Here is a 16,553-nt window from a genome sequence, read left to right on the forward strand (position 1 = left end):
TCTTTGTCACATTATCACTATCACTAATAGGGAGATAACGCATTTTTTGTAGTTTTGCGCCTCTCTCTTACATATCACGTTAATAATGTTCTGGAAACATATAGCTTCTGCACTTCTTAAAAACAGGCTCATAATTTTTATTTGCGTTTTGGCGCTAAGCGCCTTTATGGGCTACGAAGCTTCAAAAGTAAAGATCACTTTTAACGGTGGTAAGGTACTTCCGGTTACCGATTCGGCTTTTATCCGTTATGCCGAGTTTAAGAAAACTTTCGGGCAGGACGCTTCATCGATGGTTATCGGTATTAAGTCGCCTAATATTTTTGATAAGGATGTTTTTAACGACTGGTACCAGATTGGCGAACAGCTGAAGAAAGTAAAAGGGATTAAAGCAGTGATTTCGGCTGCCAATATCTACAATCTGCAAAAAGATACCCTTCAGCATAAATTTGTATTAAAGCCATTAGTTACCGCTCCGCTGCAAACCACCGCGGCTGTTGATAGTGTAAAGCAACAGCTTACATCCATGCCTTTTTATAAAGGACTGATTGTAAGTAACGATGGTCAGAGCACCCTGATGGCAATCACTTTTGATGATAAAATTATCAATACGCCGTTCCGCGTACCTATTATTAAAAAGATTAATCAGCTTGGGCAGGCGTTTGAACAGAAACATCATATCACAGTACATTACTCTGGCCTGCCATTGATCCGTACTGTGGTTGGCGATCTGGTAGCTCATGAGTTTTCATTATTTCTGAGCCTTTCGGTTATTATAACCGCTCTCATTTTACTGCTGTTTTTCCGTTCGGTATTCCCGGTTATTTTTCCGGTGATGATTGTGATATTGGGTGTGATATTCAGTCTGGGGGTATTGCAGATGATGCATTACGAAATGACACTCTTAACCGGTATTATCCCACCACTTATTGTGGTAATCGGGATCCCGAATTGTGTATTTATCCTCAATAAATATTTTCATGAGTATGGCATCAGCCAAAATAAAATGGCAGCTTTAGAAGTAGCTGTTGAGCGGGCAGGTATCACCACTTTTATAGCCAACGTTACTACTGCCATAGGTTTTGGCGTGTTATGCTTTACTAACAGCGAGTTGCTTACCCAGTTTGGCCTTATAGCCTCAATAGGCATCATGGGCACTTTTGCATTGAGCCTTATTTTAGTGCCTATTATCTTCAGCTTTCTGCCTGCGCCAAAGGCAAGCCAAACAGGTATTAAAGACAGCAAATTGATGGACGGCCTGCTGGCCACTTTAGATAAACTGGTGCATACCAGACGTAAAACCATTTATTTAACTACCGCTATATTAGTCGTTATTGCCATTGTTGGGATGGTCAGGATCAATATCAACGGTTATGTAGTGGATGACCTGCCCCAAAGCAATAATACCCTGCATGATCTTAAATTTTTTGAATCTAATTTTAACGGGGTTTTGCCGCTGGAGGTTAGTATCGATACCAAACGCAAAAACGGCGTAATGAACCTGGCGACTATTCGTAAGGTAGAGAAGCTGGAAAAACTGATCTCCTCCTATCCAGAATTCAGCCGTTCAGTATCACTGATCCAGGTGTTGAAATTTAGTACCCAGGCATTTTATGGCGGTAACCCGGAGTATTACCGTTTGCCCGATGGGTTGGAGCAAAATTTTATCCTCAACTATGCCGGAAACTCGGGCAAAGGAACCAGCGGCCTGCTGAAAACCTATCTTGACAGCACACATCGTGTAACCCGCGTTACTTTTGAAATGGTTGACGCCGGTTCAAAAAAAATGAATACCGTACTGGCTGAATTACAGCCACGTATCGATTCTATTTTTAATCCAAAGAAATACCATGTTGAGCTTACCGGCTCGAGCATCATATTTATAAAGGGTACCAACTATTTGTTGAAAAACCTTTACGAAAGCCTGGCCTGGGCTATTGTACTTATTGCTGGCGTAATGTGGATCCTTTTCCGCGGCATAAAAATGATTGCCATATCATTGGTACCCAACATCATTCCGCTGGTGATAACTGCCGGTATCATGGGCTTTTTTGGTATCCCGCTTAAACCGTCAACCATATTGATTTTCAGTATAGCGATGGGGATCTCATCCGACCAAACCATTTATTTCATTACCCGTTACAGGCACGAGCTGCGCTACAGCAAAAAAGGTATCTCGAAAATAGTTTCGGACACCATCCGTGAAACCGGGGTGAGCATGATCTTTATTGCTACTGTACTGTTTTTCGGCTTCGGCATCTTCGCGATATCAAAGTTTGGCGGTACAGTTGCCCTGGGTGTTTTGCTATCCATTACCCTGCTGGTGGCCATGATCAGCAACCTGACATTGCTGCCCGCGTTTTTACTCTCGCTTGAAGGCGGTGTTGACCGGGACAAGATCAAAGGCCCAGATATTGATGAAGCCTGATAGAGGAGCTTAAAGCCGAAAGCTAAAGGCTGAAAGCTTTTTGAGCAAGAAGCATCGTGCTAACTCCCCCTTTAGGGGGCCAGGGGGCGTGGGCTAACTTTCAACGTTCCCCGTTTATAACCAAAATTGCCATTCATATCTGTACCGTTCATTATTATGGAATACGTTGTTGGTGTATCGGCAGTATAAAAACTGATGGATGCTTTGCCATCGGTACCGGTGTTTACGTTTGGTTGCCAGTATACGGTAGAGCGCAGGTCTGTTTGGGTTTTGCTTGTAGCATTAACCGCATACTTAGGACTGTAAAATTGCGATGGAAAGCTCAATGCCAATGGTTTATACAGATAGCCGCCGGGTGTTTTACTGATGTTGGGGCCGTGGCCTCCACGGGTGGTTATCTCCATAAAAGTAAAATCTCCTACATTGGTTCCTAACCAATCTGTTGAGATGTAACGGCTATAATATTCATTGCCGTATTTAGAAGTTGTGTTGATCTCGATACCTTTAATATCCTCGGCACTGTTTGATTCAAGGTATTGTTTGATTGCTAAAAAGTCAGGATCTTCTATATAGTTGCTTTTAAATATGGTGCCAAATGGAATGCCATCAATAACAAAGCAAATGGGTTTATTGTCAACAAAATACCATTGGAAAAAGATGCTTGGGGGTAATCTGTAAGAGCCAAATTGAACGTCGCTCCTGGTTTTACCCTGTACACTATAAACTATCGCTTTTTGTTTCATGATAGTTCCGGACCTGAAACTTTTAACATGCTCTTGCAGGAAATCCATCCAGCTTTTCTTCCCGGCTTTTAGCAGGTCATTTTCATCAAAAACAAAATCGGCATGGCCCGCACCATTCAGGTTCTTTGAATCTTTTACAATTTTCCTGGCCTTGATCTTTACTTCTTTTAAAGTACGCATATTGGCCGGGAGGTCATTTGCCAGGTTTTGACGCATCCGGTTAATTTTAACACTATTGAATAACGTGGTATCATTACTCACATACCAGGGTATAATGGTGGCGGCCGGCGGTGCCGCAAGTACCGGCTGTGGTGGGTCATCGATTACTATGCCTACATTAAAGTTTTTGGCCGTTTTGATAAAGTAAGCCGGCGTATCTGTAAGCGGTAAATTGCGAAATACAAAGCCTCCGTTTGCATCGGTCAACTTATCTGTAGCCAGCAAAGGCGATTTAGAGAATAGCTGCACTTTTGTTTTTTTAACTCCCTTATTAAAAATGTTAAGCGCCCTGCCTTTAATTACTACCTCTGTTTCCGCGGCGTAAACCGGTTGTCTTTTTTCTTCGGGCCAGTTGTAGCTTACCCATCCTTGCGTTAACAGCAGGTTGTCGAGCGCGATACTCCGCTTGGGATCATTGCTGTTCAGGTAATATCCGGGCTCTTCCACGTAGCCCTTCAGCTCGGAGGTGAGCAGCATCCTGCTCACGATGCTTTCATTATTCAGGCTATCGGGATGTACTTGTGTATCATCGGTAACGGCAAATGAAAAATTGCCTTCAACCGGTTTGCCCAATGCATCGGTGACATTGATAGCTACGGCAACGCTATCGCGGAGTGCGTAAATAGTTTTATTGCTGCTGATATTGATATGCAGATCATCATGCCTGTCAATAAAAGTAAGCCGCTCATTCAGCGGACGGTTCTTCATATCAAGCAATACAAAATGAGCGATGCCAGATGGAAACCGCGCTTTGCTGATCATTTTACGGATAGCTGTTGTTCCTTTAAAGTTCACGACGGCGCCAAAGCAGATCACCTCGCGCAACTTGCCAATCAAAAAATAACTATCTCCCGACCCGCTTATATTTCCGGTAGCGTATAAAGAAATCATCAGCGAATCGGAATCAGCCTTATTCTGGATGTTTAAAACAATGCCCGAGTTTTTCACTTTCGGCAAAGCGTATTCTTTAACCTGTCCGCCGGGTAGGGTGACTTTAGCGGTATAACTTTCGCCTGCTTTGGGTATCATATCAAAGCTGCCCATGCCTAAATGTGCCGAGGTGAAGTCCGTTACCGTTTGTTTGTTTTCATCAAGCACAACACCTGATATGTTAATGCCCCGTCCATCGAGGCCAATAGCCTTAAAGCCCACATGGGCAGGCAAGCCTGCCACCAGCTCGCCGCTTTCAGGCATAAATTGTACATCGGCATCCTGCGGGCGGTTAAAGTTGAGAGGGATATTTACCCGGTTGCCTGCGGCATCATTGGCTATGATCCTGATATCGCCGGGCTTGCCGGGTAAATTAAATGTAACATCAATAAGGCCTTTTTCGTCTGTTTGTAGTGATGCTTTGTACAGCCGCCTTCTACCTTTCATTACGGCAAGCTGCACCTGCTTGTTGATTATCGCTTTCTTGTAGGTATCGCTTAGCAACAACTTAACGTGCGCTTGTTCTTTATCGTTGACCATGGCGCTTGAACTGGAATAATTAGCCATCCAGTTATTCGTCGCATCGTCGGCTATGGTGAACTGTTTGTAAAAAAAGCAGTCCTTGTTAAAGTTTTGCATCCATTGCGTATAGGCTGTGAGCGTATACGTGCCTGCCGGCAATTCGCTCAGGCTGATATTTCCCCAGGTGAGTCCGTTTTCTACAGGCAAGCGTTGTTGTTTCGCCACTACATTACTATCGGTAAGGATAGTGATGTACATAATACCACTCTTGGCAGATGGCGTTAACAGGTGCGCGTTAACCAGATAAGCTTTAAACCACAAAGTATCCCCGGGCGTGTAGGAGCTTTTATCAAACTGCAGGTAGATCTTTTCGGCAGGGTAATGCCGAACAAGACTGTCGGTAACATTTTTGGCCCGAAGCAATCGGGCAGCGGGAGCTATTTGTTGTGCATACCCATGCTGAACTGATAATATGCAGATAAGCCATGCTGTTAAAAACAAGGATAACAACTTGCGATGGAACGGTTGCTTAAGGCCTATCATGTTTTTCATGGGTTGGTATTGCCTGTTACTTTTATTTTACCATAAGTGTAGCCAATGCTGCCATCCATATTGGTACCTTCTAAAATATAGGTATAGGTTGATGGCTTATCTGCCGCATAAAATGATACGGTTGCTTTGCCATCGGCACCGGTTGTTATATTGGGCTCCCAGTGTATGGTTGAGCGCAAATCTGGATTATGTTTATTGGTATTATCAGGCAGATAACGTGGACGATAAAACCGGGAGGGGGCACTTAATGCCAGAGGTTTATATAAATAAGCCCCGGGTGTATGCGCTATCCCCGGCCCTTTACCGCTACGTGTGGTGATCTCAACAAAAGCTATTTGAGATGGATTTAAAGAATGCTTCCAGTCCTCAAGAATATATCTCCAGAAATACTCCCAGCTATACTTGTTCGAATTATTAACCTCAATCCCCTTAACATCTTCAGCGCTATTTGATTCAAGATAGCTTTTAATATCATTTCCATTGGGCTCATTAAGTGACATTATCTTAATAACACTACCAAAGGAGATCCCGTCAATTATTAACATCATGGGTTTGTTATCTATCAAATACCAGGGAATGGTAGGCACAGGAGGTATAGGAACAAATTGTAATATCGCGTTAACTTCATCACCTGATTTATCCTGCAAAGCAAACCTCAAATTGTACTGGTTGGTTAAAGTCCCCCATCTCAGGTTTGGAACATGTTCCTCTAAAAAATTCAGCAGGCTCTTTTTACCCGCTTTCACCATGTCGCCCTCGTCAAATGCCAAATCGGCATTACCTGCGCCATTTAAATTTTGCGAGCCTTTAACTATTTTTTTTGCTGTGATTTTTACCTCTTTTAACGCCTTAGTGTCGGCAGGGAGGTTGTCGGCCAGGTTTTGCCGTACCCTGTTATTTTTTAAACTATTGAACAAGGTAGTGTCATTGCTTACATACCAGGGCATTGCCGTGGGGCCGGCAGATGCCAGCAGCACAGGTGGTGGAGCATCGTCCATGACAATGCCAACATTAAAATTCTTAGCGGTTTTAATAAAATAAGCCGGGGTATCTGCAAGCGGGAGATTACGGAACGCAAACCTGCCATCTTTATCCGTGAGTGTATCAGTTGCAACTACAGGCGATTTGGAAAACAGCTGTACTTTAGTTTGTTTAACGGGCTTGTTAAAAACATTAATTACACGGCCTTTAACCGCCAACTCGGTTTCGGCAGCGTAGCCCGGGTTATCCTTGCCATCGGGCCAGTTGTAGCTTACCCAGCCTTGTGTAAGCAACAGGTTATCAAGCGCCTCTTTGGCTTGTGCATTATTAGCGGCGAGGTAATAGTTGGGGCGCTCCACAAAGCCTTTTAATTCGGATGTAAGCAGCATGCGCGTAACAATATTCTCATTGTTCAGGCTGTCCTGATGTACCTGCGTGTCGTCGGTAACCGCCATCGAAAAATTGCCGGCGAGCGGATTGCCGAGGGCATCTTTCGCGCTAATGTGTAACGCTACACTATCGCGCAGGTTATAGGTCATTTTATCTGCATCAATGTTTAAATGTAGGTTGTCATGCCGGTTAATGAAAATCAGCCGCTCGTTTAGTGGCTTACTGTTTTTATCAAGTAGCAAAAAATGAGTGATGCCAGAGGGGAAAAGTTTTTTGTTAATTTTTTGACTGATGGACGTGCCGTTTTTAAAATCGACCATTGCACCGTAACAAATAATTTCGCGGGCTTTGCCTACCAGGAAATAGCTTTCGCCCGACCGGGCAATTTTATCGGTAGCCGACAGCAGTACTTTTACCGAATCTTCATTAATGGGATTGATCACGTTCAATACAATCCCATCGTTTTTAATATCGGGCAACGGAAATTCACGGATTGCGCCACCGGGCAGGGTTACTTTAGCTGTATAATTTTCGCCCGCGTTAACAACCGGCAGGTTAAAACTTCCCATGCCCCAATGCTGCGTTGTAAAATTAGCTACTACCTGTTTTTCGTGATCAAGTACCTGGCCCGAAACATTGATGCCTTTACCATCCAGCCCTATAGCTTTAAATCCAACATGTGCAGGTAATCCGGCTACGAGCTCACCGCCCTCGGGCATAAACTGAACATCGGCATCCTGGGGGCGGTTAAAGTTTAGCGGGATATTTACACGGTTACCGGCGCCATCTGCGGCAACAATGCGGATATCTCCCGGTTTGCCCGGCAGGTTAAAGGTGATATATATCATTCCCTTTTCGTCGGTTTGCAGGCTTTGCCGGTATAAACGCCTCTTCCCTTTCATTACCGATAACTGTACCGACTTACCTGCTATAATTGTTTTGTAAGCATCACTAAGCATCAGTTTAACGTGGGCCTGTTCCTTACCGTCGGTTATTACGCTTGAACAGGTGTAGTTAGCCAGCCAGTTGCTGCCGGCATCATCGGCAATGGTAAATCTTTTACGAAAAAAACAATCCTGGTTAAAATTCTGCAGCCATTGTGTATAGGCAACAAGGGTGTAAGTGCCTGCAGGTAAATCCTTAAGGCTGATGTTACCCCAGCTAAGTCCGTTTTCAACAGGCAGGCGTAAGCGCTTTTCTACAGTATTGCTATCGGTAACAATGCTCACATACATTACCGCGCTTTTAGCCGATAGGTTAAGTGTAGGGGCATTAAAAAGATAAGCCTTGAACCATAAGGTATCGCCGGGAGTGTAGATGCTTTTATCCAGTTGTAGGTAGATCTTCTCGGCAGGGTTTTGACGCGTGATACTATCCAGCATTGATTTCATTGCGATTAAGCGTAAAGCAGGGGCTTTTTCCTGCGCATAGCTTTGAATACTGAAAAATAAAATAGCTGTTATAACGATAAGGCGGGAAAACGCGAAAGCGCTCCACTTCATCATGCAAACAAATACCGGCCGGGTAGGTTGGATGCGTTTCAATTTGGATATTATTTAGGTTTATAATTGGGTGATATAAAGCTAATTATTATTGCTGATAAATAAAAGGTTGTATATTTATATTATGCCCAAGGAAGAAGTTGCCGACCTGCTTTTCTTTTTAAGAATGTTCCCTGCCGAAGTGCGGGAACGGGCCTTATGGCTGCGCGATTTTGTATGGGATTTGTACCCGCAGGCCAATGAGCTTATCTATGATAATTATAATGCCCTGGCTGTTGGCTGGTCGCCTACCGAAAAAATGAGCCACATATTTTGCTCCTTTGCCATATACCGTGGCGTTAATTACAATACACATTTCGGTTTTTACTGGGGTTCTGAGCTATCCGATACGCAGAAATTATTAATTGGCGATGGTAAACAGTACCGCTACCTGCTAATAAATGACCTTGCTGCTTTTCCTGAGCAGGAAATAAAAAAGCTGGTAGAGGAGGCCTGGGAAAATTCGCTGGCCAAGGTTAAAGATCCGAAGCAACTAACCCATGGCAAAACCATGGTCAAAATGATATCTGATAATAAGCGCGAGAAAAAGCTCAAAGCGCCTAAGAAGCAACCCCGCTAAAGCCTCCATTTTATTTTACAGGATAAAATATTTACTTTAAGCCTGTTAACTTATACCTTAATGAAAAAAATCACAATGCTGATTTTATGCTGTTGCATAAGCCTGTATGCCGGCGCACAATCAGCTCATTTATACTTCGATCGCCTTGATATCAAGAAAGGCCTGCCCGAGTCAAATGTGGGTTCCCTTCTTGAAGACAGTCAAGGATATATGTGGTTCTCTACACAAAACGGGCTGGTACGTTATGACGGCTACCGCTACAAAATATACAAACTCGGCTCCCCTAAACTGAATAAGCAGGTATCAACGCTGGTATTTAATGTAATTGAAGACAAAAATAAAACCCTGTGGATAACCACGCTCGCCAACGGGATTTTCAAATACAACCGGGCAACCGATTCTTTTACCCAATACCCTTATCCGGCAAACCTGACTTATGGACAGCTGATTGTGGGCACCATAGATAACGATGGTAATTTATGGGGGCGCTTTGATTCGGCAACCAGCGGTCAAAATATGATGAAGTTTGAGCCGGTAACAGGGCAGTACCTTCTTTTTAGCAACAGGCAAAAGGGGATTTATCATATCAGGGCAACTGTTTACTACAACCCCGTTAAAACTGCCGATGGCAGTATCTGGTTTGGCTCAAACAACGGCATATACCGATACAACGGTGCAGGGAAAGGCTTTAGTGAATACCTTGCTTCAAATGATACCGCAAAAATGCGGGCTGCTAACCCAATTTATGAAGCCCCCTCCGAGCCGGGGGTACTTTATATGAATACTTTTCATGGTCATGATGAAGCGCTGAGGTTTGCCCGTTATGACATCGGTGCCGGTAAACTTATAGAATATGGCCAGGCCAATGCAAAAGACAGCCTGCTAAGCGCCGGCATTTATAGCTTTTATGAAGATAAAAGCAAACACCTGTGGATAGGTACCAATAAAGGCTTGTCAAAATTTGACAGGCAAACCCGTACTTTCAGCAACTATACGCCTGTTGATACCATAAATTCCGCTACAAAAAATCAGTTTATCGGTTTCAGGGAAACGCAGGATGGTAAACTGTGGATCTCATCGTCGGCCGGTTTGGTTTATTTTGATCCTATAACATCAGTTTTTAAACGCTACGTAACAGATCCTGATGATCCGGGTGCCCTGCCAAGCCTGGGTATAGGCGGTAAAACAATTGATCATACCAATACCCTTTGGCTTGGTTTTGGAAACGCGGGTGTGGCACGTATAAACAAGTTAAAAAGCGCCTTTACTATATTTAAGAATAACCCGGCAAAAGCCGGTACTTATCCCGGCAAATTGGTAACGCTCAAAACATGGCCCAATGGCGACGCCTGGTTAACCACCCGGCAGGGCATATATAAAGGCAATATCATAACCAACCAATACAAAAAGATATACAATGTGGCCTCTAACGAGGGCTTTTTTCCGGGTTTTTGCTACGGACAAAACAACATACTGTACGTGGCAACTGAAAGCGGATTATTGGTGTACAATACCATCACCGGGAAAAAAGAAAAATACAGCAACATCCCCGGCGACAGTACTTCCATTATCAGCAATTATGTACACTCGCTGTTCCAGGACCATACCGGGATACTATGGATAGCCGCCGATATTGATGCCGGTATCTGCTCTTTTAACCCGGTAACCAAAAAGTTCACCCGCTATCCTTACCGGGGCTCTTATGAAAAAATAACTTCGAAAAATAAATACGCGCTTGATGATAGCCGTGCTATTACATTTTATGAAGATCATGAAAATACACTTTGGATAGGTACCAATTTTGGAGGGCTTAACCGTTTCGACAGGAAAACAGGCCGTTTCATATCCTATTTTAATAATGATATGCGAAAGGCGGCTTGCGTAGATAATATTTTTGAGGATAAAGCCGGCAGGCTGTGGGTGGGTACCTACCTCGACGGGCTGTTTCTATTCGACCGGAAAAAGGAAGCTTACGTAAGACATTTTAACGAAGATTCCGGCTTGATATTTAACTCGGTAATGGGCATTAATGAAGACAATGACGGCCGGCTATGGGTAATAACAGAGCGAGGCTTTACGCGGATAGATCCCCGCACCATGACGCTGAAAAACTTTTTCATGGACGACATTTTACCCGGCAAGGATATTTTCAGGGGAATTGATAATGTGAACAGGCTTGCAGATGGAAGGATGCTTTTCCCCTTAAGTAATGGTATCGCCGTTTTTAATCCCAAAGATTTAAATGACAACCCGTATGCCCCCGTTGTACACATCGAATCTGTTGCTTACAGCAATCCAAAATCAAGCGGCAATGCTATAAATAATGTGTTAACCTACGGCCGTAAAACACTTGAATTGCCTTATGACCAAAATCGGGTGCAATTAAACTTTGTGGGTTTACAATACGACAACCCTGAACAAAATATTTATGCCTACAAGCTGGATGGCTACGACAAAAACTGGGTACAGGCCGGTACCAATCGCTCGGTAACCTATAATAACCTTTCGGCGGGTACTTATGTATTTCATGTAAGGGCGGCCAATAGTTCGGGGGTGTGGAATAAAACCGGCGACAGCATCACCATTGTCATTGCCACAGCCTGGTATTTGCGCTGGTGGGCATGGCTCATTTATATTGTGTTATTTGCGTCGGCTATATACGCGTTTATTGCTTATCGTTCGCGCCAGCTTAAATATGAAAACCAATTGCTTGAAGAAAAAGTAAAGCAACGTACCGATGATTTAAGCAGGGCCAATAAAGAATTAAGCGAGCAACAGGAAGAAATTATTACCCAGCGTGATCAACTGGCCGATGCCGTTGATAATCTTAAAACTACCCAGCAGCAATTGATCCAGGCCGAAAAACTGGCTTCTCTGGGCGAACTTACTGCCGGGATAGCCCATGAAATTCAAAACCCGCTGAATTTTGTAAACAACTTTTCGGAGGTGAGCATGGAGCTGATAGATGAAATGGAGACTGAGCTAACCAACGGCGATGCCGAAGAAGCCAAAGCCATAGCCGCTGATGTGAAGCTGAACCTCGAAAAGATCCACCATCATGGCAAGCGTGCCGATGCCATTGTGAAAAATATGCTTCAGCACTCAAGGGCAGGCAGCGGCAGTAAGGAGCAGGTAAACATCAACAACCTTACCGGCGAATATTTCAAGTTGGCCTACAATGGTCTACGGGCTAAAGACAAAACTTTTAATTCGGCATTGGTCACCAACTTTGATGATAGTTTGCCTTTGGTTAATATCGTTCAGCAGGATATTGGCCGCGTGTTGCTGAACCTGTATAATAATGCCTTTTACGCGGTACATCAAAAGCAAAAAACAGCAGGGGAAGCGTATAAGCCTGAAGTGATAGTTACAACTGCCGGTCAATCTGCTAAGGCGGGGGCAAAATCAGTTGTAATCACGGTTCGGGATAACGGTATGGGTATCCCTGATAATATTAAGGAAAAGATCATGCAGCCGTTTTTTACCACCAAACCAACCGGCCAGGGAACGGGGCTTGGTCTATCGCTCAGTTATGATATTGTGGTAAAAGGCCATGGCGGTAAAATTGATATTGAAAGCAAAGAAGGCGAGTATACTGTATTTACGATTACGCTGCCGGTGGGGTAGGTTAATGTTGGGGTGATAGACCTGTTAATTTGAGGGTTTTAAGGAGACATTAGGTGTAGATGGCCTGTCAGTCTGAGCTTGTCAAAGACTCGCGCGCAGAGGCCCATCGCGCCATGCTTCGACGAGCTCAGCATAACACCCGTTTTTCGAATCCAGACTTACGAAGTTTTTAAAACTTCGTAAGTCTTCTGTTTTATTATTTCTCCATCCATCGAGTATAAGTTATAAAGCTCCTGGCTCTTATGTCTAAAAGTCTTGATTCTTTCCTCACTCATCCCCTAAATACCTGCACTCATGTACTTTATCTTTTAACTGTATAATAGTTTTTGTTGCTTTGATCAAAATTAGGCAGCAAGCAAATTGAAACAACACGTAACCATATCGCTTTATTGGAAATGTCAGCTTATTGGCTGGTCGGTAGCGGCGCTTTACTGGGGCTACACTGGCTATAGCAAAGCGGGCTTTAACTGGTTGCTGGGCGTTCTTCAATTTACTACCGATGTTGCCGTTTATATCCTCATCACTCACCTTTACCGCTGTTTCGCACTAAAACAAGGTTGGCAAAATCTCGGAATTAATAAACTATTACCAAGGCTCATCCCCGCGGTTGTGGCATTAGGTTTGGTTTACCTTTTTGTAACGGTTTTAAAAGTTTACTTTTTCAGGGTATGGTTTCAATCTGGATTTTCACAATCATTCGGCGATTTTTTTGACCAATATCGTGATAGTATTTTCGTGGCTGGTGTGCGCTTGATGTCTATCTGGCTGCTGGCTTATCATATGTATCATTATTCCAGGCGGGAGATCAATATTGCCAGGGAAAATGCCAGGCTTTCGGTTATTACCCGGGATGCGCAACTGAGCAATCTATCGGCGCAACTTAACCCGCATTTCCTGTTCAACTCTTTAAATAATATTAAGGCTTTAATTATTGACGATCCTAAATCGGCACGACGGGCAATTGATCTGCTTGCCGATCTGCTAAGAAACTCCCTTTACAGTGGCGATAACCAGATGATCTCTGTTGAAGAAGAACTTCAGCTGGTCAAGGACTACCTCGAACTGGAAAAACTCCGGCTTGAAGAGCGGTTGCAATATCATATTAAAACCAACAACCTGCCGCAAAACATGGCACTTCCTCGTTTGTGTATCCAAACCCTGGTCGAAAATGCCATTAAACATGGGATCAGCCAGCAAAAACAAGGAGGACTTATTAGCATAAAACTGGATCATGAACCCAACGCCTTGATTATATCCGTGAGCAATCCTGGTAGGTTAAACCCAGTAAAAGAAAATAGCGGTTTAGGGATCAGGAACCTGAACGAACGTTTGGAACTGCAATATAAAGGTGCGGCCTATTTTGTCATCGGCGAAGCTAATGATATAGTTACGGCGACCATTAAAATCTCCCGGGTATGAAAAAGATAAAGGTTTTGATCATAGATGATGAACGTGCTGCCCGTAGTGAAGTAAGGCGCTTACTTGCCGGTTATCCTGATTTTGAAATTATGGGAGAAGCCGCAAACGCTGATGATGCGCTGCCCATAATAGCTCAGCAAAATCCTGATCTGCTTTTTTTAGATATCCAAATGCCCGAAAAGTCAGGCTTTGATTTATTGGAATCCTTGGAGCAAGTACCATCGGTAATATTTACCACCGCATACGACCAATACGCGGTTAAAGCCTTTGAGGTAAGCGCGCTTGATTACCTCGTGAAACCTATCCGCGAAGAAAGGTTTGAAAAGGCAATAACGCAAGCAAGGCAGCGATTGGGCAAGGCAGATAGCGCCGGGCAGATCTTTGTGAAAGACCGGCAGCAGTATCATTTTATTCAATGGAGTTCGGTACACCTCATTGAGTCGATGGATAACTATGCCCGGATCTTTTTTGGCGATAAAAATGTGTTCCTGAAAAGTTCGCTTAACCAGCTGGAGGCTAAGTTGAGCGAGGCTATATTTTTCAGGATCAACCGCGCGCAGATCATCAACCGGCAATTTATTCAGGCTATGACAACTACCGACGGTCGTTTAAAAATAACCCTTAATAACGGTACCCAACTTGAAGTTTCCGAGCGGCAATCGGCAAAGTTCAGGCAGTGGGTGGCAGGTAAGTAAAAGTGACAGAGTATAGGCAAAATACAATTCCCCTCTTGAGAGGGGGCGCAGAGGAAGGTGTAATGGCAGGGGTGTGTTGTTCGATTTGCCTATCAAAGCAGAAACACACCCCTCCACCCCTCTCAAGAGGGGAATCGCGCAATCCCCGGCTTTAGGTTCAACACATATTAAACAATAAAAAATGATGAGAAAATTATTCTCCCTGCTATTGCTATGCCTTGTTTTGGGCAGTATGGCATCGGCACAAAGCAAAAAAACTACAGGTGTTTACCTGCGGGATAGTGTGCTGCTAAAAACACATGATGGCGCGTTTGTTACCGTAATGATAGCCCGCAAAAAAGGCATAACCGAAAAGCTGCCAACTATTTTTCAGTTTACCATTTATGCCCGCCGCAGCGATACAACAAAAATTCAAGAGGCAGCTGATAGAGGCTATGTTGGTGTAATGGCATACACCCGGGGCAAATGGAATAGTCCGGGTGAACCTTTGGCTTATGAAACCGATGGCCGGGATGCTTATGATGTGATTGACTGGATCAGCAAGCAATCCTGGAGCGACGGCCGGGTAGGCATGTACGGCGGAAGCTATAACGGTTTTACCCAATGGGCCGCTACCAAAAAGCTTCATCCGGCACTTAAGACTATCGTGCCATCGGCTGCCGTAGCGCCGGGGCTTGATGTGCCTATGACCAATAATGTGCAGATGAGCTTTGTTTTTTCGTGGACTTACTATACCAGCAATAACAAGTTCCTGGACGAAAAAGATTACAACGGTCCGCAATGGAACCAGTTGTACTGGAAGTGGTATAATGCAGGTTTAGCCTATCACACGCTCGATAGCCTTACCGGCAGGGGGATTAACAATATGTTCGGGCATTGGGTAGCGCACCCTACTTATGATCAATACTGGCAGAACATGATCCCTTATCAAAAGGAATTTGCGGATATCAACATACCGGTGTTAACAACTACAGGTTATTACGATGGCGGGCAAATTGGCGGCATGTATTATTACCGTGAGCACCTGAAATATAACCCCCAAGCCAACCATTACGTGATCATTGGCCCTTACGGCCATTTTGGTTCACAGGGCCACCCCGATTCGGTTTTAAATGGCTATCGTATTGATGACGCCGCGCGGATCAATATCCATGAAATTATTTATCAGTGGTTTGATTATATCTTCAAAAACAAACCCAAACCGGCTTTTTTGAAGGATAAATTCAATTTTGAAGTAATGGGGACTAACCAGTGGAAGCATGTACCTTCACTAAAGCAAATGAGTAACGATACGCTGAAGTTTTACCTGGATAAATCGCGCTTAAATCCCGTTAAACCACTCCAAAAGGCATTTACATCACAAAATGTCAATTTCGCCAACAGGGACAGCATCAGTAGCTATTATTTTTTAAATCAACTTATTTATGATACGCTGAACACCGGCAGTAGCCTTGTTTTTAAAAGCGATCCGCTTGCAGGGCCACTCACTGTCAGCGGTGCCTTTTCGGGCATGTTAAAAACTATCATTAATAAAAAAGACATGGACTACCATGTTGTGATGTTTGAGGAGATGCCCGATGGCAAATATTTTTATCTCACTTACTTTATGGGCAGGGCAAGCTACGCTACAAATCCTGAGAAACGACATTTATTAAAACCGGGACAAATGGAAAGCATTCCATTTACTAACACCTATATCACCAGCAGGCAATTTAGTAAAGGCAGCCGGATAGTGATCCTGCTCAACATCAACAAAAGCCCTTTTGAGCAGATCAATTACGGAACGGGCAAAAATGTAAGCGATGAAACCATCCTTGATGCTAAAATACCGTTGCAAATAAAATGGTTTAATGATAGTTATATCAATATCCCGGTGTTGCGGTAAAAGATGCCCGGTTACAATAAGTCTGCTGAAGTATTGCAATGCTT

The 16,553-nt window shown here is 43.8% G+C and carries 8 protein-coding genes; 6 read left to right on the forward strand and 2 right to left on the reverse strand.

Annotation, left to right across the window (positions count from 1 at the left end):
• The first annotated feature begins 85 nt into the window (after positions 1-85).
• On the forward strand, positions 86-2,425 hold the full coding sequence (locus EAH55_RS04750) for an efflux RND transporter permease subunit (RefSeq protein WP_121808661.1): 2,340 nt from the start codon (positions 86-88) through the stop codon (positions 2,423-2,425).
• 71 nt (positions 2,426-2,496) lie between these two features.
• Here EAH55_RS04750 and EAH55_RS04755 read toward each other — a convergent pair whose 3' ends face one another.
• A complete protein-coding gene (locus EAH55_RS04755) occupies positions 2,497-5,391 on the reverse strand; it encodes a hypothetical protein (protein WP_121808662.1) in 2,895 nt (964 codons plus the stop codon).
• Positions 5,388-8,306: a hypothetical protein gene (locus EAH55_RS04760; protein ID WP_162996744.1), complete on the reverse strand. Its 2,919-nt coding sequence runs from the start codon at positions 8,304-8,306 to the stop codon at positions 5,388-5,390. Before EAH55_RS04760 ends, EAH55_RS04755 begins: the two co-directional genes overlap by 4 nt.
• Positions 8,307-8,388: 82 nt before the next feature.
• Between EAH55_RS04760 and EAH55_RS04765 the strand changes: the two genes are divergently transcribed.
• The 5 genes from EAH55_RS04765 (at position 8,389) to EAH55_RS04785 (ending at position 16,509) form a co-directional block, all read left to right on the forward strand.
• Complete coding sequence (locus EAH55_RS04765; protein WP_121808664.1) at positions 8,389-8,883, forward strand: hypothetical protein; 495 nt, start codon at positions 8,389-8,391, stop codon at positions 8,881-8,883.
• A 60-nt stretch (positions 8,884-8,943) separates the two neighbouring features.
• A complete protein-coding gene (locus EAH55_RS04770) occupies positions 8,944-12,510 on the forward strand; it encodes a sensor histidine kinase (protein ID WP_121808665.1) in 3,567 nt (1,188 codons plus the stop codon).
• Between the two features lie 360 nt (positions 12,511-12,870).
• Positions 12,871-13,929 (forward strand): sensor histidine kinase, encoded by a 1,059-nt coding sequence (locus EAH55_RS04775; RefSeq protein ID WP_121808666.1) that lies wholly within the window; start codon positions 12,871-12,873, stop codon positions 13,927-13,929.
• Positions 13,926-14,624, forward strand: a complete 699-nt coding sequence (locus EAH55_RS04780; RefSeq protein ID WP_208644787.1) for a LytR/AlgR family response regulator transcription factor — start codon at positions 13,926-13,928, stop codon at positions 14,622-14,624. Before EAH55_RS04775 ends, EAH55_RS04780 begins: the two co-directional genes overlap by 4 nt.
• 181 nt (positions 14,625-14,805) lie before the next feature.
• A complete protein-coding gene (locus tag EAH55_RS04785; RefSeq protein ID WP_208644788.1) occupies positions 14,806-16,509 on the forward strand; it encodes a CocE/NonD family hydrolase in 1,704 nt (567 codons plus the stop codon).
• The last annotated feature ends 44 nt before the right edge of the window (positions 16,510-16,553 follow it).

The sequence above is a fragment of the Mucilaginibacter kameinonensis genome, assembly GCF_003675385.1.
Taxonomy (GTDB): Bacteria; Bacteroidota; Bacteroidia; order Sphingobacteriales; family Sphingobacteriaceae; genus Mucilaginibacter; species Mucilaginibacter kameinonensis.

Coding starts and splice junctions, on each gene's coding strand:
- EAH55_RS04770 (WP_121808665.1), top strand. CDS start 8,944: ATGAAAAAAATCACAATGCTGATTTTATGCTGTTGCATAAGCCTGTAT.
- EAH55_RS04785 (WP_208644788.1), top strand. CDS start 14,806: ATGATGAGAAAATTATTCTCCCTGCTATTGCTATGCCTTGTTTTGGGC.
- EAH55_RS04755 (WP_121808662.1), bottom strand. CDS start 5,391: ATGAAAAACATGATAGGCCTTAAGCAACCGTTCCATCGCAAGTTGTTA.
- EAH55_RS04750 (WP_121808661.1), top strand. CDS start 86: ATGTTCTGGAAACATATAGCTTCTGCACTTCTTAAAAACAGGCTCATA.
- EAH55_RS04780 (WP_208644787.1), top strand. CDS start 13,926: ATGAAAAAGATAAAGGTTTTGATCATAGATGATGAACGTGCTGCCCGT.
- EAH55_RS04765 (WP_121808664.1), top strand. CDS start 8,389: ATGCCCAAGGAAGAAGTTGCCGACCTGCTTTTCTTTTTAAGAATGTTC.